The organism is Cellvibrionales bacterium (assembly GCA_016713115.1).
In the GTDB taxonomy this organism is placed as follows: domain Bacteria; phylum Pseudomonadota; class Gammaproteobacteria; order Pseudomonadales; family UBA7239; genus UBA7239.
On the sequence record JADJPU010000001.1, the window covers coordinates 332,263 to 352,927 of the forward strand.

Genomic DNA, 20,665 nt, shown 5'->3' on the forward strand with positions numbered 1-20,665 from the left:
CGACCCAGGGGAGAAACGGGGCAGGCATTTTACACCAGCACACCACAAAACCCGTGATGCACCGGCGTTTTTCCGCCTATTTCAGGGCAATTGACGCAAAAAAGCGTCTACGACGCGTGCCGTCACCGCATTACCTTCTGGCGTCCAATGCTGGTCATAGGTGTAGTACACCTGCTGCCCATTGGCGGCTGCCTGCCGCAATGCCGCAGTGGTGCTCACGCAAGCAACGCCGCGCTCCTTGCACCACGCCATCCAGGTGTCCTCGTTGGAATCCAAGCGTGAAAATATTTGCTGCTTATACGCCTCGGCATCCATGGCAATATTTTTTTTGTTTTTGATATCCATAAAGTTGCGCAACTGTTGCGCTGGAATTTCTTTTTCCATCAAGGGCAAGATGACATGCGGCGTGCTGGGTGCGTACACCATCACCAAACGAAAGCCATCCTTTTTCGACAACAGCTCAAACTTTTCCAACACATCGCGCACATTTTTCCAATCACTTGATGCAGCAAACGCCTGCTGATCATCATTCGCCAGATAATGCAGACGCTTAGGCTCAAAGCTGTAAGCCTGCTGCTTGCCATTTATATTCAAACGCAATGGCATAAAACCTACCTTTTCAGCGTAGCCCGCCACCGGCCACTGGCTGCCGATTTTTGCCAGCACTTCTTCTGCCAGTCGACGCAGGCCTTTCGTCACCGGTGAAGCTTTGGCGTAAAAACCAAGGCTGTGGCTTTTATCTTCTGCAGACGCAGATGCTTTCGTGTTTTCCACTGTTGGCAGTGGCGGCGCATCACGAAAATCATTGCCCTCATACAACATCAACAACACAGTTTTTGGCTTGAACGCACGACCCACCGTGATGAAATTATTCAAATAGGTCAGCGGATCTGTGCCGGACACACCTGTGTTGTAAATGGTTTGTCCCGTGGATTTGCGCAACAACTCCACCCACGCCTGTTCATCCGACACATGTGAACCCGCGACGAACGAATCGCCCACGGCCACCACATCGTATTGCTGAAGATTATCTGCATTGCGATAGCCACGACTGTCACTGGTCAACACCAGCGGAAACTCCGGATAGCCAGCTGGCGCATTGGGATAAGAACGCACTTGCTCTGGCACATCTTTTTGCAGCAAATCAAAACGCTCATTGGGCGGGCGATGGCGCACCACACCACTCAACACAATGCCCGTATCAGGATCTACACCGTGAACCGCCTGCTCAATAAAACGCGGTTTGTTGATCATGCCTGAGCCAACCACCAGCACAAAACCGCTCACACCGGCAGACAAATACACCATCACCAGCGCAAAAATTGTTTCGCCTTTGGCTTTGTTGCGCGTTGAAAACAACACCGCCGCTGCGATCCACAAAATAACCGTCAACAACAACAGCGCGCCAAAATGGCCCGCCGAATAGCGACCGAGAATCACCGGATCGTTTTCGATAATGAGTTTGATGACAGGGCTAGAGGGAAGCCAAATCAAAGCACTGATTACCAAAACTACCCATGTAGAAATACTTCTTTTATTCATCACACTGACTCGCTCTATTTAAACGCACGCTCTCGCACCCTCGCTATTTCATCACGCACTGCCGCCGCTTCTTCAAACTCTAGATTTTTGGCGTGCTGCAGCATTTGTTTTTCCAGTTTTTGGATAGCCTTTGCCATCTGCTCTAGCGTCATTTCCTCAATATTGACGCTGTACTTGCCGCGACTTTCCGCCACTTTCTGTTCGCGCTTTTTGCTCTTGCTGCGCGCGCCCGGCACAGCGCCTTCCATAATATCAACCACAGATTTCTGCACACCTTTTGGCACAATACCGTGATCAGCATTGAACTGCATTTGCTTGGCGCGCCGACGGCTCGTTTCATCCATCGCGCGCTGCATGGAACCAGTGATGCGATCCGCATACAGAATCGCTTTGCCGTTTATATTGCGCGCAGCGCGGCCTATGGTTTGTATCAGCGAACGCTCCGAGCGCAGAAAACCCTCTTTATCTGCATCAAGAATCGCCACCAGCGAGACTTCCGGCATATCCAAACCTTCGCGCAGCAAGTTGATGCCCACCAACACATCAAACTCGCCGAGGCGCAAATCGCGAATAATTTCCACGCGCTCCACGGTATCAATATCGGAATGCAAATAGCGCACTTTGACGCCGTGCTCCATCAAATAATCGGTCAAATCTTCCGACATGCGTTTGGTGAGTGTTGTTACCAACACGCGATCGCCACTTTTCACGCGCAAGCGAATCTCTGACAGCAAATCATCCACCTGTGTTGTAGCGGGACGCACTTCAATTTCCGGATCCACCAAGCCCGTGGGGCGCACCACCTGCTCCACCACCTGTCCGTTGTGCGCTTCTTCGTAGGCGCTAGGTGTGGCCGAAACATAAATCATCTGCGGTGCAATTTTTTCCCACTCATCAAAACGCATGGGGCGATTATCCAAAGCCGACGGCAGACGAAATCCGTATTCCACCAGCGTTTCTTTGCGCGAGCGATCGCCTTTGTACATCGCGCCGAGTTGCGGAATGGTGACATGCGATTCATCAATCACCAGCAAGGCATTTTCCGGCAAATAATCAAACAGTGTGGGCGGCGGCTCGCCCGGCGCACGACCCGACAAATAGCGCGAGTAGTTTTCAATACCGTTGCAGTAGCCCAGTTCGACAATCATTTCAATGTCGTACTGCGTGCGCTGCTCAAGACGCTGGAATTCCACATGTTTTCTAAGTGGCGAAACTGTGCCAAGCGATCGCGCAACTCTTCTTTAATATCATCAATACGCGACAACACCGTATCGCGCGGTGTGACATAGTGACTTTTAGGAAAAATGGTGGCGCGCGGCAGCTTGCGCAATATCTGTCCCGTCAGCGGATCAAACGCAGCAATATTTTCCACTTCCTCATCAAACAGCGTGATGCGAATGGCCTCCATATCCGAATCGGCCGGATACACATCAATCACATCACCGCGACAGCGATAAGTGGCGCGCTGGAAATCAATATCGTTGCGGCGATATTGCAACTCTGCCAATTTGCGCAGCAATTCGCGCTGATCGATGCGTTCACCGCGACTGAGATGCAACACCATGCTGAAATACTGTTCAGGATCACCCAAACCGTAAATCGACGACACCGTGGCAACCACAATCACATCCGTGCGCTCCAACAGCGCTTTCGTTGCCGACAAACGCATCTGTTCGATATGTTCATTCACCGAGGCATCTTTTTCGATAAATGTATCCGACGAAGGCACATACGCCTCCGGCTGGTAGTAGTCGTAATACGAAACAAAATATTCCACTGCGTTATGCGGAAAAAATTCGCGAAACTCACCGTACAACTGCGCGGCCAAGGTGCGGTTGGGCGCCAGTACGATCGTCGGGCGCTGCACGCGCTCTATCACATTGGCGATGGTGAAAGTTTTGCCGGAACCGGTCACACCCAACAGCGTCTGCGCCATCAACCCCGATTGAATGCCGTTGACCAAAGCCGCAATCGCCGACGGCTGATCACCGGCCGGCGCAAAGCGCGATTCCACGACAAAGGGCTTGTGTTCTGGCTTGGGTAATTCTGATGTCATCTGTGCAACGCCATCAGCCGAGGGAGGAATATGGTAGCAAGGCCCAGAATCGAACTGGGGACCCCAACATTATGAGTGTTGTGCTCTAACCTGCTGAGCTACCTTGCCAGGGTAAAAAAAGGGGCACTGTCCTCGTTAGACGACAAGTACCCCATGTATATGGCTCCGACTGGTGGGATCGAACCGCCGACCAATTGATTAACAGTCAACTGCTCTACCGCTGAGCTAAGTCGGAACGGTCTCTTTCGAGGCGGCGTATGTTATAAAGCTGCCCTACACCGGTCAAGGAAAACTTGCGTGCTTTTTAGGCAATTTTGGCGATCCCCACGCTTTCTTTTCATTCTTGGATTCACGCTGTACGGATTCGTCTTTTTCAAGAACGCTTGGGTGAGCGACGATGCCTACATCCTGTTTCGCAGCCTAGACCAACTCCTCAGCGGCCACGGTCCACGCTGGAACCCCCACGAGCGTGTGCAAGTATTCACCTGCCCGCTGTGGTACTGGCTGCTGGCCGGCATGGGCTGGCTGCACCGCGACCACTATCTCAACAGCATCATCCTGAGCGCCGTCTGCAACGCCCTGATTCTTTGGAATCTACATAAAATCTTCACCAGTCCGCCGCGCTGGCTGTTGGCCGTACTGATGTTGGTTTTTTCTCAAGCCTATTTTGATTTCACCTCTTCCGGCTTAGAAAATCCGCTGGTGTATTGCCTACTGAGTTTTATCGCGCGTTTTTATCTCGACGAGCAACTGCCAGAAAAACAAAAACTATTGCGCATCGGTATCACCATCGGTTTGTTATTGGTTACTCGCCACGATGCTGCGTTATTTGTGCTGCCGTTACTGGTTCACAATATTATTCGCTATCGCCAGCAGAGCATGCCTACGCTGTTTGCGGCGCTTTTACCACTGGCTGTGTGGACATTATTTTCGCTGATCTACTACGGCTTTCCTTTTCCAAATACCGCTTACGCCAAACTCAGCGCTGTGATACCGCGCGAATTTTTACTGCAACGCGGTATCACCTATTTCAGCACTTCCCTACTGCGCGACTTCATTAGCCTAGCCATACTGACTGCCGGTCTGCTCATTGGCATGTTCAACAAACGCACAACACTGCGCTGCCTTACACTCGGCGTGCTGTTGCATCTCGCCTATGTTGTGTGGATAGGCGGCGATTTTATGCGTGGCCGTTTTTTCGGCTGGGATTATTTGCTGTGTGTGATTTTGTTGCTGCAGTGGCGCGTCCACTACCGCGTAATCGCCATTGGCTTTGCCGCTGTCGCCAGTATCAGTTGGTTTTTCTGGACACCACCGCTGGCCACACCCGCACACTGGGGCGCAGAACCGTTTCGCATGGGCGACAGCGCCGATGGCGTGACGCAAGAGCGCTATTTCTTTTTTTGGTTCACGCGCTTCACCCGTTATCTGCAACGCGGTGATGAAGGCATACACGATTTTGGCTGGTGCCAAGATGGGAACGAGCAGCGCAATCAAGGCATTGCCGTGGCTGCCAGCCACACCGTGGGTATGCACGGTTTTTGTTTAGGCACCGAAGGGAAAATGGTCGATTTATTGGGCATTACCGACCCGCTGTTAGCGCGCATGCCTCACAATCCCGCACAAAAAAATTGGCGCGCTGGGCATTTTTTGCGCGTAGTGCCGGAAGGCTATTGCAGCAGCGTGCTGCACAACAGCAATGAAATTGTTGACCCAGTCATTGCGCGCTACTACGACAGCTTGCGTTTAATCACACAAAGCGAACCACTATTTAGCAAAGAACGGTTACAAGCGATTTGGCAGATCAACACCGGCGCATTCAATGAGGAACTGACAACTGCGCGCGCACATTTATTGAGCCAGCCCACACAAACAGCAAGCAATTTGAGCAGTTGCCCGTTTGTGGTGTTGCCCGATGCTGTGATAGAGCGCCTACGCAATCCCAAACCGTAAGCGATTACACCAGACTGGTCGCAATCTCAGAAAAACTGTGCACGGCAGGATGCGGGCTGTTGGCAATTGCCGCATTATCAGCTGCACTGTCTTGCGGGCGCACTAACCAACAGGTTTGCATACCCGCCGCTTTGGCCGCGTCCAACTCGGCGGCAATATCCGACAAAAACAAAATGTTTTCTGGCAATATATGGATAGCTTCTGCGATACACTGATACGAAGCCGCCTCTTGTTTTGCGCCCGATGTCGTATCGAAATATTCAGAAAACAGCGGTGTCATATCACCAAATTCACTGTAGGCAAAAAATAATTTTTGCGCCTGAATCGAGCCGCTGGAATACACGAACAACGGAATGCCTGCTGCATGCCACGCCTGCAACTGTTTAACCGCATCTTCATACACATGCGCGCTGTAAGCCTGATTTTTATAGCCATGCTCCCACAGCATGCCTTGCAGAGCTTTTAGCGGCGTCGCTTTGCGATCTTCTGCAATCCACTGCAACAGCGTTGCGATAATGGCTTCGTAATTGTTTTCTGCCACGCCAATTTCTTGCGCCACCGCGCGCATTTGCGCTAACACCGCAGGGTCTTGCGCATTGGCGCGCACAAATGTCGACAAATGTTGCGCCGCATAGGGAAACAACACATCGCGCACAAAAGAAATGGAACTGGTGGTGCCTTCAATATCGGTGAGTATGGCTTTGACTTTGAACATATACATCAACCATCCAATTTAGGAAACTGTTTGGCGATCTCGCTGCCCGTGTACTGTGCCACCCAACCGGCTTCGTTGTTAAAAAAACGAATCGCTGCCAGATTGGGCTCACCGCCCAAATCAAACCAATGCTTCGTATTGGCTGGCACACTGAGAAAGTCGCCTTTTTCGCATAACACGCTGTACACCTTGTCGCCGATGTGCAGATAGAACAGACCGCAGCCATCAACAAAAAAACGCACTTCATCTTCGGTGTGGATATGCTCGCTCAAAAATTTTTCGCGCAGTGCTTGCTTGTTGGGATTGCCGCTGTTGATGCTAATGACATCCACCGTAACAAAACCGCATTCCGTGACGATCTTGTCTACATCACTGCGATACGCCTGCAAAATAGCTTCTTGCGTGTCACCCGCTTGCACCCGCGCACTAGGTCGCCACTGCTCAAAGCGAATACCCACTTGCCGCAAGGTCTGTGCTATTTGTGGCGCGGCGCGCGTTTGTATTTGCTGATCGCCATTTTCAGAATAAACAATCAACTCACTCATTATTTTTCCCCGCTTCTCGTTGCTCTATGGGCGCGCGCTGTAGCGGCGCCACTCACAGTCGAGCAAAAACTCTAAAGCTTCCAGATGGCGCATACACGCCGCTAAATCTTCCGCCCAGGTGTAAAGTCCGTGGCCACGAATTAAATACGCCACGCCCACGCCTTCGCGTTGCATGCGTTTTTCCACGCGCTGTGACAGCTCCACCATATCCTGTGTATTTTCAAAAATCGGAATATGCAATTCCGTGTTGTGTGTTTGCACACTGTTAAACGCTTTCAATAATTCATAGCCGCGCAGCACCAAGGTATCGACATTCGGCTGCGCCATCGTCAACACCGTGGCGCACACGGAATGCGTGTGCAGCACAGCACCAATATCGGCATCGCGTTTGTATAACTGCGTGTGCAATAAAGTTTCAGCCGACGGTTTTTTATCCATTAACGGTTTGCCATCCACATCGACTGCCATCACATCATCAACCGTCAGCTCACCTTTGTGTTTGCCAGAAACAGTGACAGCGCAGCAGCTTGCATTCAAACGCACGGAATAATTACTGGATGTGGCAGGTGACCAACCACGGCTGTATATCGCGCGGCTGGCGACCACAATGCTCTCGGCACATTGCAAAAACTGCGCCGAATCAAACGGCGTGAGCGACGAAGTCATGGCAATCTCCACAGAAATGTGTCGCGATGGGGGTTGGCATTTTGCCACAGATCAACTGTGACGCAGCCGCTGCACACCGAGCATTACCACGGCCAAACCTGCCATTTGCAACACACTCACCGCTTCACCCAACACCAAACCTGCAATCAACACCGTGGCCACAGGGCCAATCATGCCGACTGCGCCAGCCTTATCAGGTCCGATTTGTTTGATGCCCGCCGACATCATGAAGGAAGGCAACACCGTAAAGAAAATTGCGGTGATGGCTGCCAAACCGTATACCGCGGGCGACAAATGCAATATCGCGGCGAATGACGGCTGCGTGAAGGCGTAGTGCAACACAATCATGCCACTCGCTGACAACATGGCCACTGCGGTAAACAGCGCACTGGACAACACACGCATGCAGTAATCACTGCCGATCACATACAAAGCAAACGACAACGCACTCAACAAAACCCACAGTGCACCTTTGCCGGTTTCTGTCAGCGACACATGAGGCTGCATGCGAATATCCGCAAAAAACACCATCAATAAACCCGCATAAATAATTGCCGCACAGACACCAACGGACCACGATATTTTTTTATTTAGCAAAGGCACGGACAACAGCAATACAAAAACAGGATATGTGTAGAGAATAATTCTCTCTAACCCTGCGCTGATGGTTTGCAAGCCCAACAAATCCAAATAACTCGCGACGTAGTAGCCCAGCACGCCGATGCTCATCACCAAAATCAACAACTTTTTTGATAAGGCTTGCGCTTCGTGACGAATGCGCATTGCAGCAACCCACACATAAATAGGCGCAGAAAACAGCATGCGCAGCAACATCACATCCGCCACGCTTGCGCCTTGTGCGTACATCAACTTGATGACTGTGCCTTTACACGCAAACAACAGCGCGGCAATGCCCACCAGCCATAAACCGGCATCGCGCTGTAATCGTTTTTTGTTTCCCATCAAGGCTTTAGCCAACATCACATCACTCCCAAACAAAACAAAACACGGCAAAACAAACAACGCTTTTCAGCAGGTTCAGCAGCTTTGCGTTTTGGAAGAGTCAAAAACAAAAAAGCCGCTAGAAGCGGCTTTGAGCGGGGACTAAAACAAGTTTAGCGATCAACCAGGCACAAAAAGCCGCGACAGTGGGCGATGCCACAGTCGCACAGAGACGGCTTTAATAAACAAGGTCTGGTTCATGTCATACATACACAAGGTTGATGCTCGCATCATAAACGCGCACTGCGCTACACCGCAACCGCTTTGGTAAAACAAGCGCGATTATCGGCAGACAAATCGACCGCAATCGTATCCTCCGCCACAAAATGCCCTGCGAGAATTTCATTCGCCAGCGGATTTTCGATGAGCTGTTGAATAGCGCGTTTCAACGGACGCGCACCATACACAGGATCAAAACCCACCTCGACCAATTCTTGCATGACGGCATCGCTAAAGGTGATTGCCATTTCGCGCTCATGCAAGCGTTTGCGCAGCAGCGCCAATTGAATATCGGCAATATTGCGAATTTGTTCTTTGCCCAGCGGATGAAACACCACCACTTCATCAATACGGTTGATGAACTCAGGGCGAAAATGGCTGCCGACCACTTCCATCACCGCTGCTTTCATCGCCTCGTAGCGATTTTCATTGCGCGTGGAATCGTCTTGCAATTCCAAGCCGTCAAAGCTGACGGAATCAAACGAGCGACCGCTGGCCAAATCTTGTATGCGATCAGAACCCAAGTTAGATGTCATCACCACCACGGTATTGCGAAAATCTACCGTGCGCCCTTGGCTGTCGGTCAAGCGTCCGTCATCCAAGACTTGCAGCAAAATATTGAATACATCGGGATGCGCTTTTTCCACCTCATCCAACAACAACACCGAATACGGTTTGCGGCGCACAGCTTCGGTTAAATAGCCGCCGTCTTCGTGGCCGACATAGCCAGGAGGCGCGCCGATCAAACGCGCGACGGAATGTTTTTCCATAAACTCCGACATATCCAAACGCACCATCGCCTCTTCGGTGTCGAACAAAAACATCGCCAGCGCTTTGCACAACTCGGTTTTACCCACACCTGTAGGCCCGAGAAATAAAAATGAACCGTTGGGGCGATTAGGGTCTGACAAACCGGCGCGCGAGCGGCGCACGGCATTGGACACAGCCACCACCGCTTCTTTCTGTCCCACCACGCGTTTGTGCAAGGCATCTTCCATGCGCAGCAGTTTTTCTCGCTCACCCTCCAACATTTTTGAGACGGGAATGCCCGTCCACTTGGATACCACTTCGGCAATTTCTTCATCGGTAACGCGATTGCGCAGCAGTTGATGCTCAATTTGTTGCGGTTGATCGGCAGCCGCCAACTGCTTTTCTAACGCGGGAATCACGCCGTATTGCAGTTCCGACATGCGCGTGAGATCGCCCGCGCGGCGTGCGGCATCCATATCAATGCGCGCTTTTTCTAAATCCGCTTTGATCTGCTGCGAGCCCATCAAAGAGGCTTTTTCTGCCTTCCAGATTTCTTCTAAATCCGCAAACTCTTTTTCTACTTTGGCAATTTGCTCATTGAGAATGTCTAAGGATTTTCTGGCGGACTCGTCATCGTCTTTTTTCACCGCTTCGCGCTGGATTTTTAACTGAATTAAACGCCGCTCTAGCTTGTCCATCTCCTCCGGCTTGGAATCAATTTCCATGCGGATGCGCGAGGCCGCCTCGTCAATCAAGTCGATGGCTTTATCCGGCAGTTGGCGATCGGTGATATAGCGTTGCGATAATTTTGCCGCAGCGATAATCGCACTGTCGGTAATATCCACGCCGTGATGCACTTCGTAGCGCTCTTTCAAACCGCGCAAAATGGCGATGGTGTCTTCTTCCGATGGCTGATCGACGATCACTTTTTGAAAACGCCGCTCCAGTGCCGCATCTTTTTCAATGAACTGACGGTATTCGTCCAGCGTAGTCGCACCCACGCAGTGCAACTCACCGCGTGCCAGCGCCGGCTTCAACATATTGCCAGCATCCATCGCACCTTCGGCTTTGCCCGCGCCGACCATGGTGTGCAATTCATCAATAAACAGAATGACATTACCTTCCTGTTTCGCCAATTCATTCAGCACGGCTTTCAAACGCTCTTCAAAATCACCGCGAAACTTAGCACCCGCCAACAGCGCGCCGAGATCTAACGACAACAGGCGTTTATTTTTTAATCCTTCCGGCACTTCGCCATTCACGATGCGCTGCGCCAAGCCTTCCACAATGGCGGTTTTGCCCACGCCGGGCTCACCGATCAATACTGGATTGTTTTTTGTGCGGCGCTGCAACACTTGAATCGTGCGGCGAATTTCATCATCGCGCCCAATCACCGGGTCGAGCTTGCCGCTCTCCGCGCGCTCGGTCATATCAATGGTGTATTTATCGAGCGCCTGCCGCGCAGACTCCGCATTCGGATCATCCACCGCCTGCCCTGCGCGCAATTCAGTAACCGCTTGTTGCAACTGTGACACTTGGCCAAACTTTTTCAGCAATGCACCCAGCGTTCCGCCGTCTTGCGCCGCAGCCAGTAACACCGCTTCGCTAGCGATGTATTGATCGCCCTGCTGCTGCGCGTATTTGTCGGCCAAGTTGAGCAACTTTACTAATTCTTGCGACATCGCCACATCGCCCGTTGCGTTGCTCACTGTGGCCTGCTTTTGCAATTCTTCATCCAACGCTCGGCGCAAACCCGCCACATCAAAACGCGCTTTCCGTAGCAGTGGGCTGACGCTGCCGCCCTGTTGATCGAGCAGCGCCTGCAACAAATGCACGGGGGCAATTTGCGTGTGGTCGCGCCCCACGGCTAAAGATTGCGCGTCAGATAGGGCGTTTTGGAGCTGGCTAGTTAACTTATCAATTCTCATGTGATCAACCTCAAAAGGTTTTTATCTATGAGCACATGATGGGGATGCTGGCGCGCAGTTCAAGCCAGCCTCGCAGCATTGGCAACAATCTACGCAGACAAATCAAACGGCAGTTCGATGACAAAGACACTGCCCACACCCAAGGAGCTCGATATTTGAATCGTGCCGTGCATCATCTCTACCAACTGCTTACAAATCGGCAGCCCCAGACCAAAGCCTTGCCGATACCCTGCGCTGTTTTCTTCGCGCGCATACGGCTCAAAAGCGCGGCCGACAAATTCTGGCGACATGCCGATACCGGTGTCATGCACTTCAAACCGCAGCGTCACTTTATCGACACTGCGCGCAACAACCGACACCAGCAATTTGACGCTGCCTTCATCGGTAAATTTAAACGCATTGGTCAGCAAATTATTCAGCAGTTGCTGCAAGCGGTTTCTATCGCCAATCATCAATAGTGGCAACATGCCATCGCTCGCCACGGAAAACGCGATATTTTTCTGGCGATAAGTCACCTGCATTGCATTTTCCACTTCAGACAACAATGCGGCAATGCTGAACGATTGTTTATGCAACACGACATGCCCAGATTTAAGGCGCGAGTAGCTGAGAATGCCGTCCACGATAGTGATTACCGTGTTGCAAGATTGTTGAATCACATCCAAATATTTCTTCTTCTGCTCTAGCGACACAGGCTCACGCAGTAAATGCACTGCCCCCATCACCGCCGACAATGGCGATTTCACATCGTGCGTGACTCTATCGACAAACTCACTGCGCGCTTCCATGTCAGCATTGAGTTTCAGCACCTGCCCCTGAGCAAATAACTTGGCTTTTTCCTCTGTAAAAATCTTAGATGCAATTACAATGAAGAGGAAAGTAACCTGTAAAGTCAACCCAACCTCATAACCATGATGAGCCAACTGAGAGTTTGGCAACAACGTAAACGCAGGCAAAGAAGAAGAAAACATGAATAAAACAAACAACAACAATCCACTACTAAACAACCAATATTCAGCCAAAGAAAAAAACAACGTAAGCAACGCCAGAGCAACTGCCAACAATAAAACTATTGAATTTAAAAACATTAGCGCAGCATATAAATATGCATTCACCGATAATGGCAAGAGCAGCATAGTTAACGCAATCACTACGCCAAAAAACCACAACAACTTATCAAAGACAGGAAACTTAACCGACGTTTGGTAGCAACCGCGCAACACCTGCACAAAGGAAAAGCCCTGCACTCCATGAATTAACAAAAACGAGATATTCCTCCACTCCAAGTACACATCTGGAATTACCCTCTGCACCACCCCAGCAATGTATAGCACAGACAATAAATTTGTAACCGCAAATACCCACATCTGAAACTCAAGACCCACTCGACGCACACGCAACATGTAGATCAAAAGAAACAAAACAACCGAATAAATTATCCCGACGACAGTCCCAGTGAACCGCCCAGTCGATACCACCTGCTGGGGAAACAGATCCAAATCAACCAGCACCGGAATGAAAAGCGCAGAGAACTGTGTCGCAAGAGAAAAATCCACCTGCATGGTTTTTCCAGCAGGAATTTCCAGCTCAAACGCATAGTAGTCGTATTTTAGATCACGACTCGCATAGGGATAATTTTGCCCAGTTAACACTTGCTTGACCGCAACTCCTTCGATGCCAGCCTGCAAATTTATTTGACTAAATAAAGTTTGATCTAAATTAAAAATAAATGTGCGCGACACATTTGAATCATTGCGAACCGAAAACCTAAACCATTGTGTGCTAAATGGCAGCAAGGGTGATGCCGAGGTCAGCGCTTCATATTCTGCATCAGACACATGAGCCATCTGCTGAACTGAATCTGATGTCATCGAACCAACATAGTGAGTGATATAGGGGCGCAGCGACAAATGCTGGAATTGCGTCGACTCACTTACAACAACTGGATCTACCGTGGCAGCCTGTAGCGTCATAGCACAAACAACTAGAAATCCCTGCACTAGCAAACAAATAATTCCTTTCATGCACGATCCCTCTTGCTCGTCCATCTCTCTTAGCCCGGCGGCGGCGATAATACTACCTAGGTAGGTAGGTAGGTAGGCATCCGCCAAACCAACGAGGCCATGCGCCCCGTATTCCCCTCGCGGCGGTAGGAATAAAAACGCCGCGCATCCGCCAAGGTATCTTCGCCACCGCCGTACACCGCCACAACTCCCAAGACCAGTAGTTGCCAACGCGCCAGCGCGTAAATATCACACAGCCAATGTGTATCGTCTGCGCCTTTCACAAAACAATCTACTAACGCGCTCTCATTGCAATTGTGATGCCGTTCAAGAAACTGCTCGCGCACTTCCGCACCCACTTCAAAACTTTGCGGCCCTATTGCGGGACCCAACCACGCGAGTATTTCCGCTGACGGGCAGGAAAATTGCGCCACGGTTGCCTCCAACACACCAGCCACTAAACCACGCCAACCGGCATGCGCCGCCGCAATTTCACGGCCGTCGCGACTGCAAAACAACACCGGCAAGCAATCCGCTGTTAACACGGCACACACGGTATTGGGCTGATTGCTGTAGCAGGCGTCGTAAGGTTTTGAGAGATCAACCCAACTTGTTCCATCGCGCCGCAACACATCGGTGCCATGCACTTGCGTCAACCACGGCGGTTGTTCCGGCAGCGACAAATGCCGCTGCAACAACGCGCGGTTTTTTGTCACGGCTTGCGCGTCATCGCCCACATGGCTCGCTAAATTAAAACCGTCATACGGCGCTTGTGAAATGCCGCCAGCGCGCGTGGTCACGGCTGCGCGGATATTCGCCGGCGCCGGCCAATCAGGGGTGAGGCAGGTGATGGCGCTCATGCCAGCGTCTCCTCGCGCAGAGCTTGCAGCAGTTCTTGCATATCTTCAGGTAAGGGCGCCTGCCACTGCATGTTTTCACCTGTAACCGGATGCACCAAGCCCAGTTGCTCCGCGTGCAGGGCTTGGCGGGGGAATTGCTGCAATAGCTTGCGTGTGGATTCAGTCGCCTGTTTGGGCAAGCGCAAGCGCGCGCCGTAAACCACATCACCCAACAGCGGGTGGCCGATATGCGCCATGTGTACGCGAATTTGATGCGTGCGACCGCTCTCCAGCTGGCAGCGCACATGGCTCAGGGTTTCAAAGCGTTGCAGCACGCGGTAGTGCGTCACTGCTGGTTTGCCCGTGGCCACCACCGCCATTTTTACGCGGTCGCGCGGATGGCGGCCGATAGGCGCATCCACCGTGCCGCCCGCCGTCAACACGCCGCACAACACGGCCTCGTACTCGCGCTTCATGCTGCGAGCCTGCAACTGTCGCACCAGCTCCGTGTGCGCTTGCAGGGTGCGCGCCACCACCAGCAAGCCCGTGGTGTCTTTGTCCAAGCGATGCACAATGCCCGCGCGCGGCACCGCTGCCAGTTGCGGATCGTGAAACAGCAGCGCATTCAGCAGCGTGCCATCCGGTGAACCCGCCCCTGGATGCACCACCAAACCAGCGGGTTTGTTGATGACCAGCAGCGCCTCGTCCTCGTAAACAATATCCAGTACAATCGCCTGTGCCGACCAATTTTCACTGATCGGCACTTCGGCATTCAGCGTCATCACGCTGCCATACAGCACTTTGTCTTTGGCGCGCACACTCGCGCCATCCACCAGCAGCTCGCCCGATTTAATCCACGCCTGCAAACGCGCACGCGAAAACTCGGCAAATAATTCTGCCGCCACTTGATCCACGCGCAAGCCGGATTGCTCGTTGCGCACGGCTGCTGATTGTTGAATGGGTTCACTCATGTTTGATGATCGAAGGCTGTGTGCTTAAATGCGGCGTTCCTGTGCCTAGTCTAACAAGCTCTTATCACTGATGATCGCCTCTCTGTTACAAAACAAACACGCGCGCTGGGCGCTGTATGTGCTGGTGAGCACTTTCTCGCTGAGTTTGTTTCTAAAAAACGCTTGGGCAGCGGAAGATGCTTTCATTATTTTGCGCAGCGTCGAGCAGTTTCTTGCCGGTCACGGTTTTCGCTGGAACCCACACGAACGCGTGCAAGTATTTACCAGCCCATTGTGGTACTTGCTGATTATCGCCAGTACTGTGTTTTGCAAAACGCTTTATCTCAATCTGATTGGACTATCACTGGCTTTACACACGCTGCTACTATGGGCAAGCGCAATGCTGTTGAAAAACATTCAGCAATGGATAGTGTTTGTTTTGCTGCTCACATTTTCGCAAGCGTTTTTTGATTTCACTGCCTCCGGCCTGGAATATCCGCTCATTTATTTTTTATTGAGCGTTTTTGTACTGCTCTATTTGCGCGATCAACATTCGCAAGACAAATACGCGTTGGCACTCAGCGCTGGTTTGTTGCTGATTACCCGTCACGACACGCTGCTGTTGATCGCGCCCATACTTGCGCATTTGGCTTGGCAATTTCACAGGCAATTACCCCTGCGCCAAAAAATTATCGCACTCATGTTATTGGCAGCACCGTTGACGCTGTGGACACTGTTTTCACTGCTGTACTACGGCATGCCGCTGCCCAATACTGCCTACGGCAAACTCAATATTGATGGCGTGACATATGCAGATAGGTTGACGCGCGGCTGGATTTACCTCAGCAAAAGCTTGCAGTTAGACCCCATCACACCGATGCTGATTTTTCTCACTGCCGTACGCGGCTTTTGTATGCGCGATACAGTACAACGCACCCTTAGCACAGGACTCGTACTCGCCACAGCGTATATTTTTTGGGCAGGTGGCGATTACATGTTGGGGCGTTTTTACGCGCCGCTCTATTTAGTTGCTGCTGCGCAATTTGTGCAGCAGCCTTGGCAAACGCAAAAACTTGTACTACCCATGCGTATAGCCATGGGTCTGTGTTTGGCCTATCTGGTGTATTACCTTCTGCTGCTCAGCCTGCAACCTTTAGATACACTCTTTAAAGCGCTGCAATGGCAGGCACCTTCTCCTACCGTTTTTTATCTTGCTATTGTCGTACTGGGTTTTCTGCTATTCGCCCTCAGCCTTGCCACAAAAAACATCACGCAAAAAATCAGTCGTGCAATTTTAGTTAGCGTGTTGCTGCTATCCACGCAACAATTCGACAGCCCTTGGCAAACCAACTATAAAAACTGGGGGAAAAATTCTGACTTTGATATGTGGTGGAATCTAAACAATGTGTCGCGCGAACGCTATTTTATTTATCACTGGACTTCGTTGTATGCGTGGCTGCATCGCGATATCCAAAAACCCTTCCCCGATCATCCGTGGTGTCATGAGGGTGCGTCGCAGCCGCCAGTGGCCATCATCGCACTAGATGGCATCATCGGTTACTGCATGGGCATCAACAAAATTGCCGTCGATATCAAAGCCCTCACCGACCCACTGCTGGCACGCATGCCGAAAAATCCCGGCGGCGTTTGGTCATCTGGCGGCGTGAATCGCGTAATGCCGGAGGGCTACCTGGAATCTGTTGCATCTGGCGAGAACAAAATTACTGATGCCGATTTGGCGCGCTACTACGACAAACTTAAACTGATCACGGCATCGGAGCCGTTGTTTTCCCGCGAAAGACTCTTCAGCATCGTTGCTTTTCACTTCGGCAGCTACGATCACTGGCTGGATGCCTACCTCAACCGCCTGCAGCAGACACACATGAACCGTACTCCCCAATAGCGGCTGTGTGGTTAAATAGCCGCTTCCTGAAAAGACCTCCTTGACGACACTATGTACAAGATCGCCACCACCCTACTGCTCGCCCTGTTGTTAACCGCCTGTTCTGGTAACAAGGCCGAGATCGATCCCAATTTGACCGAGGCCGAGCTGTATCAAAAAGCCCAGAGCAATGCGCAGGACGGTCGCTACGACAAGTCAGTGGAGTTCTATCAAGCTCTCGAAGCGCGCTACCCGTTTGGCTCTTACTCCGATCAAGCGCAGCTGAACATCATCTACGCCTACTACGAAAGCGGCGAACATGAAGCAGCAGGAGCAGCAGCCGATCGCTTTGTGCGCCTGCACCCACAACATCCGCAAGTAGATTACGCCTACTACATGCGCGGATTGTCTTCGTTTGTTGAAAATCAAGGCGTGCTTGAACGCTTTATGCCCACCGACATGACACACCGCGACCCCGGTGCTGCGCGTAAATCCTTCGCTGAATTTAACGACTTGCTGACGCGTTTTCCCAACAGTCAGTACGCGCCGGATGCACGCAAACGCATGGTGTTTTTGCGCAACTTGTTAGCACGCTACGAAATCCATGTCGCCAATTATTTATTCAAACGCGGCGCATGGTTGGCTGCCGCCAACCGCGGTCGCTATGTGGTGGAAAACTTCCAAGGAGCTCCAGCCATGCCCGATGCACTCGCTGTGATGGTACAAGGCTACTACTTGATGGAATTGGATGACTTGTCAGACAAAACACTGACTGTGTTAAAAGCCAATTACCCTGACTACCCACACCTCAACAAAGACGGTTCGTTCCAGTATCAAACCAATATGGAAAACGAACGCCGCTCTTGGCTAAATGTTGCCACTGCCGGTTTGCTGGGCAGCCAAGCGCCTATTGGTTTCGACACCCGCAAGTTCTACAACAACGAAACGCTCAGCTATCGCGGCGATTGATCCATCCGTCGCGGCAAGGTGCCGCTCCTACAACAACCAATATGTCATTTTTGTAGGAGCGCCGCCTCGGCGCGACTCAATCTGTCAGCGTCCAACTGTTTGTGATCGGATAGCGTCGATCGCGACCGAAACCTCTCTCGGTAATACGCGGCCCTATCGCCGCTTGGCGGCGTTTGTACTCGTTGAGATCCACCAAACGCACGACGCGATTCACATCCTGCTCTGAAAATCCTGCCGCAATAATTTGCTCCGCGCTTTCATCGCGCTCAACATAGCGCTGCAAAATAGCATCCAGTATTTCATACGCCGGCAAATTGTCTTGATCGGTTTGATCGGGCGCTAATTCTGCTGAAGGTGGGCGATCAATCACGCGCTGCGGAATTGCCGGTGCAATGCTGTTGCGATAGCGGCACAAGGCGTACACACGCGTTTTCAACACATCTTTCAGCACATCAAAACCGCCCGCCATATCGCCGTACAGCGTGCAATATCCAACTGCAACTTCACTTTTATTGCCGGTGGTCAGTACCAAACTGCCTTTGCGATTTGAAAGTGCCATCAGCGTTACACCGCGACAACGCGCCTGCAAGTTTTGCTCTGTGGTGTCATGCGCTGCGGCTGGCAGTTCCGCAAAACTACTCGCCAACATAGTCGTAAACGCATTCACGGCTGCTTCTATCGGCATCACCGAATATTTCACGCCGAGTGTGCGTGCTTCTGCTTCTGCATCTTCCACACTGATAGAGGCAGTGTAGTGATACGGCATCATCACCGCCTCCACGCGCTCTGCACCGAGTGCATCCACCGCTATCGCCAGCGTCAATGCAGAATCTATGCCGCCCGACAAACCGAGCAACACACTGCGAAAGCCATTTTTATTCACATAGTCGCGCACGCCACACACCAGCGCGCTGTAAATTGCGGCATCGATGTCTGGAATCGTTGCCAGCGGCGCTGATGCAGACAACTGCACGCCCTCTGTTTTTTTGTCGATGACAACAGACAAATGTGTTTCTGAAAACAAAGCTGCTCGCGCAATCACTTCGCCTTGAGTCGACACCGCACAGGAGCCGCCATCAAACACCAATTCGTCTTGGCCGCCGACTGCATTGCAATACAAAATCGGCAGAGATACTGCTCGTGCGCGCGCTGCTAACATCGCTTCGCGTTCATGCTGCTTATCTATATGAAACGGCGATGCATTCAGCACCAGCAAATATTCTGCACCCGCATCACGCGCTGCCTGCGCAGGTTTTTCTTGCCAAATATCCTCACAAATCAACAGTGCGGTTGGCACGCCGTCGAGATCAAACACGCAGATTTTCTCGCCTGCTGTGAAATAACGCTTTTCATCAAATACGCGATAATTCGGCAGCTCTTGTTTGCAATATTCAGTCAGTTGTTTGCCATTAAAAAACACGCCTGCGGCGTTGAATAACTGTCCATCTTTTGCGAGCGGATAACCGACGATGACATACACATCTGTCGCTGCTTGCGCGACTTCCGCTAAAGCTTTTTCTATGCGCAGCTGCAAACTGGGGCGCAGCAATAAATCCTCCGGCGGATAACCGGTCAGCACCAATTCCGGAAACACAATCGCACGCGCACCTTGCTCGCGCGCCGCCGCAATGCCGTCCAGCACGCGGCGTGTGTTGCCAGGGATATCCCCCACCACGGGGTTAATTTGAGCCAGAGTGATGCTGATGTGGGCCATGAGTCTATTGAATGCGGGAATTTGGGCGCGATTGTAATGGAAATGCGCTGGCCAGCCCGTAAAATGGACGCCCCTGCGGAGGTAGCCATGACAGCGGATCCACGCCCCCATCGCGTCGAATTCAACAAGTTGCAAAAACGCCTACGCCTTCAGGTGGGGCAAGCCATTGCCGATTACAACATGATCGAAGACGGCGACCGCATCATGGTGTGCTTGTCTGGCGGCAAAGATTCCTACACCCTGCTCGATATTTTGCTCAATTTGCAAAAAACTGCGCCGGTAAAATTTGAAGTAATCGCCGTCAATCTCGACCAAAAACAGCCGGGCTTTCCTGAAGATGTGCTGCCCACTTATTTATCGTCTATCGGTGTGCCGTTCCACATTCTGGAAAAAGACACTTACAGCATCGTCACTGACATCGTGCCGGAAGGAAAAACCTACTGCGGTTTGTGTTCGCGTTTGCGCCGTGGCTCGCTGTACGGTTTTGCTGAAGAAATTGGCGCGACAAAAATTGCACTCGGCCACCACCGCGATGACATTATTGAAACCCTGTTCCTCAATTTGTTTTACGGCGGCAAATTGAAAGCCATGCCGCCAAAACTATTGTCAGACGATAAACGCAATATCGTGATACGCCCGCTCGCCTATTGCAGCGAAGAGGACATTGAAGAATTCGCCACCATCAAAGCCTTCCCTATCATTCCTTGCAATTTGTGCGGCTCGCAAGAAAACATGCAACGACAGGCGATCAAAGAAATGCTGCGCGGCTGGGATAAAAAATTTCCGGGGCGCGTGGAATCCATTTTTTCAGCGATTTGCAATGTTGCCCCTTCACAACTGGGCGACACCACACTGTTTAACTTTGCCGATTTATTACTGGATCGCAGTGCAGCGCGACCACAATTGGTGAACGCGGTAGATATTTCTTAACT

At 51.5% G+C, this 20,665-nt stretch carries 14 protein-coding genes, 2 tRNA genes and 1 pseudogene; 4 read left to right on the forward strand and 13 right to left on the reverse strand.

Features of this window, described 5'->3' with window-relative positions:
* Window positions 1-81: 81 nt before the first annotated feature.
* The 4 genes and pseudogenes from IPK30_01595 to IPK30_01610 form a co-directional block, all read right to left on the reverse strand.
* Window positions 82-1,542: a hypothetical protein gene (locus IPK30_01595; GenBank protein ID MBK8102019.1), complete on the reverse strand. Its 1,461-nt coding sequence runs from the start codon at window positions 1,540-1,542 to the stop codon at window positions 82-84.
* Between the two features lie 14 nt (window positions 1,543-1,556).
* Window positions 1,557-3,598, reverse strand: a pseudogene (gene uvrB, locus IPK30_01600) (excinuclease ABC subunit UvrB).
* 31 nt (window positions 3,599-3,629) lie between these two features.
* Window positions 3,630-3,706: transfer RNA gene (locus tag IPK30_01605), tRNA-Met, on the reverse strand.
* Window positions 3,707-3,758: 52 nt separating this feature from the next.
* A tRNA-Asn gene (locus IPK30_01610) sits at window positions 3,759-3,833 on the reverse strand.
* 152 nt (window positions 3,834-3,985) lie between these two features.
* Between IPK30_01610 and IPK30_01615 the strand changes: the two genes are divergently transcribed.
* Window positions 3,986-5,551, forward strand: coding sequence for a hypothetical protein (locus tag IPK30_01615; GenBank protein MBK8102020.1), 1,566 nt, complete (start codon window positions 3,986-3,988; stop codon window positions 5,549-5,551).
* A 4-nt stretch (window positions 5,552-5,555) separates the two neighbouring features.
* Here IPK30_01615 and mtnC read toward each other — a convergent pair whose 3' ends face one another.
* The 8 genes from mtnC to rluD all read right to left on the reverse strand — a co-directional run bounded on the left by mtnC (window position 5,556) and on the right by rluD (window position 15,189).
* Window positions 5,556-6,266: an acireductone synthase gene (mtnC, locus tag IPK30_01620; GenBank protein MBK8102021.1), complete on the reverse strand. Its 711-nt coding sequence runs from the start codon at window positions 6,264-6,266 to the stop codon at window positions 5,556-5,558.
* A 5-nt stretch (window positions 6,267-6,271) separates the two neighbouring features.
* Window positions 6,272-6,811, reverse strand: coding sequence for a cupin (locus tag IPK30_01625; GenBank protein MBK8102022.1), 540 nt, complete (start codon window positions 6,809-6,811; stop codon window positions 6,272-6,274).
* Between the two features lie 24 nt (window positions 6,812-6,835).
* Window positions 6,836-7,477: a methylthioribulose 1-phosphate dehydratase gene (locus IPK30_01630; protein MBK8102023.1), complete on the reverse strand. Its 642-nt coding sequence runs from the start codon at window positions 7,475-7,477 to the stop codon at window positions 6,836-6,838.
* Window positions 7,478-7,528: 51 nt separating this feature from the next.
* Entirely contained in the window at window positions 7,529-8,458 is a 930-nt protein-coding gene (locus IPK30_01635; GenBank protein MBK8102024.1) for a DMT family transporter, read from the reverse strand.
* A gap of 269 nt (window positions 8,459-8,727) precedes the next feature.
* A complete protein-coding gene (gene clpB, locus IPK30_01640) occupies window positions 8,728-11,376 on the reverse strand; it encodes an ATP-dependent chaperone ClpB (protein ID MBK8102025.1) in 2,649 nt (882 codons plus the stop codon).
* Window positions 11,377-11,465: 89 nt separating this feature from the next.
* The gene (locus IPK30_01645; protein ID MBK8102026.1) at window positions 11,466-13,400 is read right to left on the reverse strand and encodes a hypothetical protein; all 1,935 of its coding nucleotides are present in this window, start codon (window positions 13,398-13,400) and stop codon (window positions 11,466-11,468) included.
* Window positions 13,401-13,456: 56 nt separating this feature from the next.
* Window positions 13,457-14,239: a peptidoglycan editing factor PgeF gene (gene pgeF, locus IPK30_01650; GenBank protein MBK8102027.1), complete on the reverse strand. Its 783-nt coding sequence runs from the start codon at window positions 14,237-14,239 to the stop codon at window positions 13,457-13,459.
* A complete protein-coding gene (gene rluD, locus IPK30_01655) occupies window positions 14,236-15,189 on the reverse strand; it encodes a 23S rRNA pseudouridine(1911/1915/1917) synthase RluD (GenBank protein MBK8102028.1) in 954 nt (317 codons plus the stop codon). Before rluD ends, pgeF begins: the two co-directional genes overlap by 4 nt.
* Window positions 15,190-15,259: 70 nt before the next feature.
* Between rluD and IPK30_01660 the strand changes: the two genes are divergently transcribed.
* Complete coding sequence (locus IPK30_01660; protein ID MBK8102029.1) at window positions 15,260-17,071, forward strand: hypothetical protein; 1,812 nt, start codon at window positions 15,260-15,262, stop codon at window positions 17,069-17,071.
* 51 nt (window positions 17,072-17,122) lie between these two features.
* Window positions 17,123-18,019, forward strand: a complete 897-nt coding sequence (locus IPK30_01665; GenBank protein ID MBK8102030.1) for an outer membrane protein assembly factor BamD — start codon at window positions 17,123-17,125, stop codon at window positions 18,017-18,019.
* A gap of 76 nt (window positions 18,020-18,095) precedes the next feature.
* Here IPK30_01665 and IPK30_01670 read toward each other — a convergent pair whose 3' ends face one another.
* Window positions 18,096-19,733, reverse strand: a complete 1,638-nt coding sequence (locus IPK30_01670) for an NAD+ synthase (protein ID MBK8102031.1) — start codon at window positions 19,731-19,733, stop codon at window positions 18,096-18,098.
* 87 nt (window positions 19,734-19,820) lie between these two features.
* Here IPK30_01670 and ttcA point away from each other — a divergent pair, with 87 nt between their 5' ends.
* Entirely contained in the window at window positions 19,821-20,663 is an 843-nt protein-coding gene (gene ttcA / locus IPK30_01675) for a tRNA 2-thiocytidine(32) synthetase TtcA (protein ID MBK8102032.1), read from the forward strand.
* Window positions 20,664-20,665 lie beyond the last annotated feature (2 nt).

Bases quoted from the DNA above. Each gene is read 5' to 3' on its own strand.
- IPK30_01595 (MBK8102019.1), bottom strand. From the start codon at position 1,542: ATGAATAAAAGAAGTATTTCTACATGGGTAGTTTTGGTAATCAGTGCT.
- mtnC (MBK8102021.1), bottom strand. From the start codon at position 6,266: ATGTTCAAAGTCAAAGCCATACTCACCGATATTGAAGGCACCACCAGT.
- IPK30_01625 (MBK8102022.1), bottom strand. From the start codon at position 6,811: ATGAGTGAGTTGATTGTTTATTCTGAAAATGGCGATCAGCAAATACAA.
- IPK30_01630 (MBK8102023.1), bottom strand. From the start codon at position 7,477: ATGACTTCGTCGCTCACGCCGTTTGATTCGGCGCAGTTTTTGCAATGT.
- IPK30_01635 (MBK8102024.1), bottom strand. From the start codon at position 8,458: ATGTTGGCTAAAGCCTTGATGGGAAACAAAAAACGATTACAGCGCGAT.
- clpB (MBK8102025.1), bottom strand. From the start codon at position 11,376: ATGAGAATTGATAAGTTAACTAGCCAGCTCCAAAACGCCCTATCTGAC.
- IPK30_01645 (MBK8102026.1), bottom strand. From the start codon at position 13,400: ATGAAAGGAATTATTTGTTTGCTAGTGCAGGGATTTCTAGTTGTTTGT.
- pgeF (MBK8102027.1), bottom strand. From the start codon at position 14,239: ATGAGCGCCATCACCTGCCTCACCCCTGATTGGCCGGCGCCGGCGAAT.
- rluD (MBK8102028.1), bottom strand. From the start codon at position 15,189: ATGAGTGAACCCATTCAACAATCAGCAGCCGTGCGCAACGAGCAATCC.
- IPK30_01660 (MBK8102029.1), top strand. From the start codon at position 15,260: ATGATCGCCTCTCTGTTACAAAACAAACACGCGCGCTGGGCGCTGTAT.
- IPK30_01665 (MBK8102030.1), top strand. From the start codon at position 17,123: ATGTACAAGATCGCCACCACCCTACTGCTCGCCCTGTTGTTAACCGCC.
- IPK30_01670 (MBK8102031.1), bottom strand. From the start codon at position 19,733: ATGGCCCACATCAGCATCACTCTGGCTCAAATTAACCCCGTGGTGGGG.
- ttcA (MBK8102032.1), top strand. From the start codon at position 19,821: ATGACAGCGGATCCACGCCCCCATCGCGTCGAATTCAACAAGTTGCAA.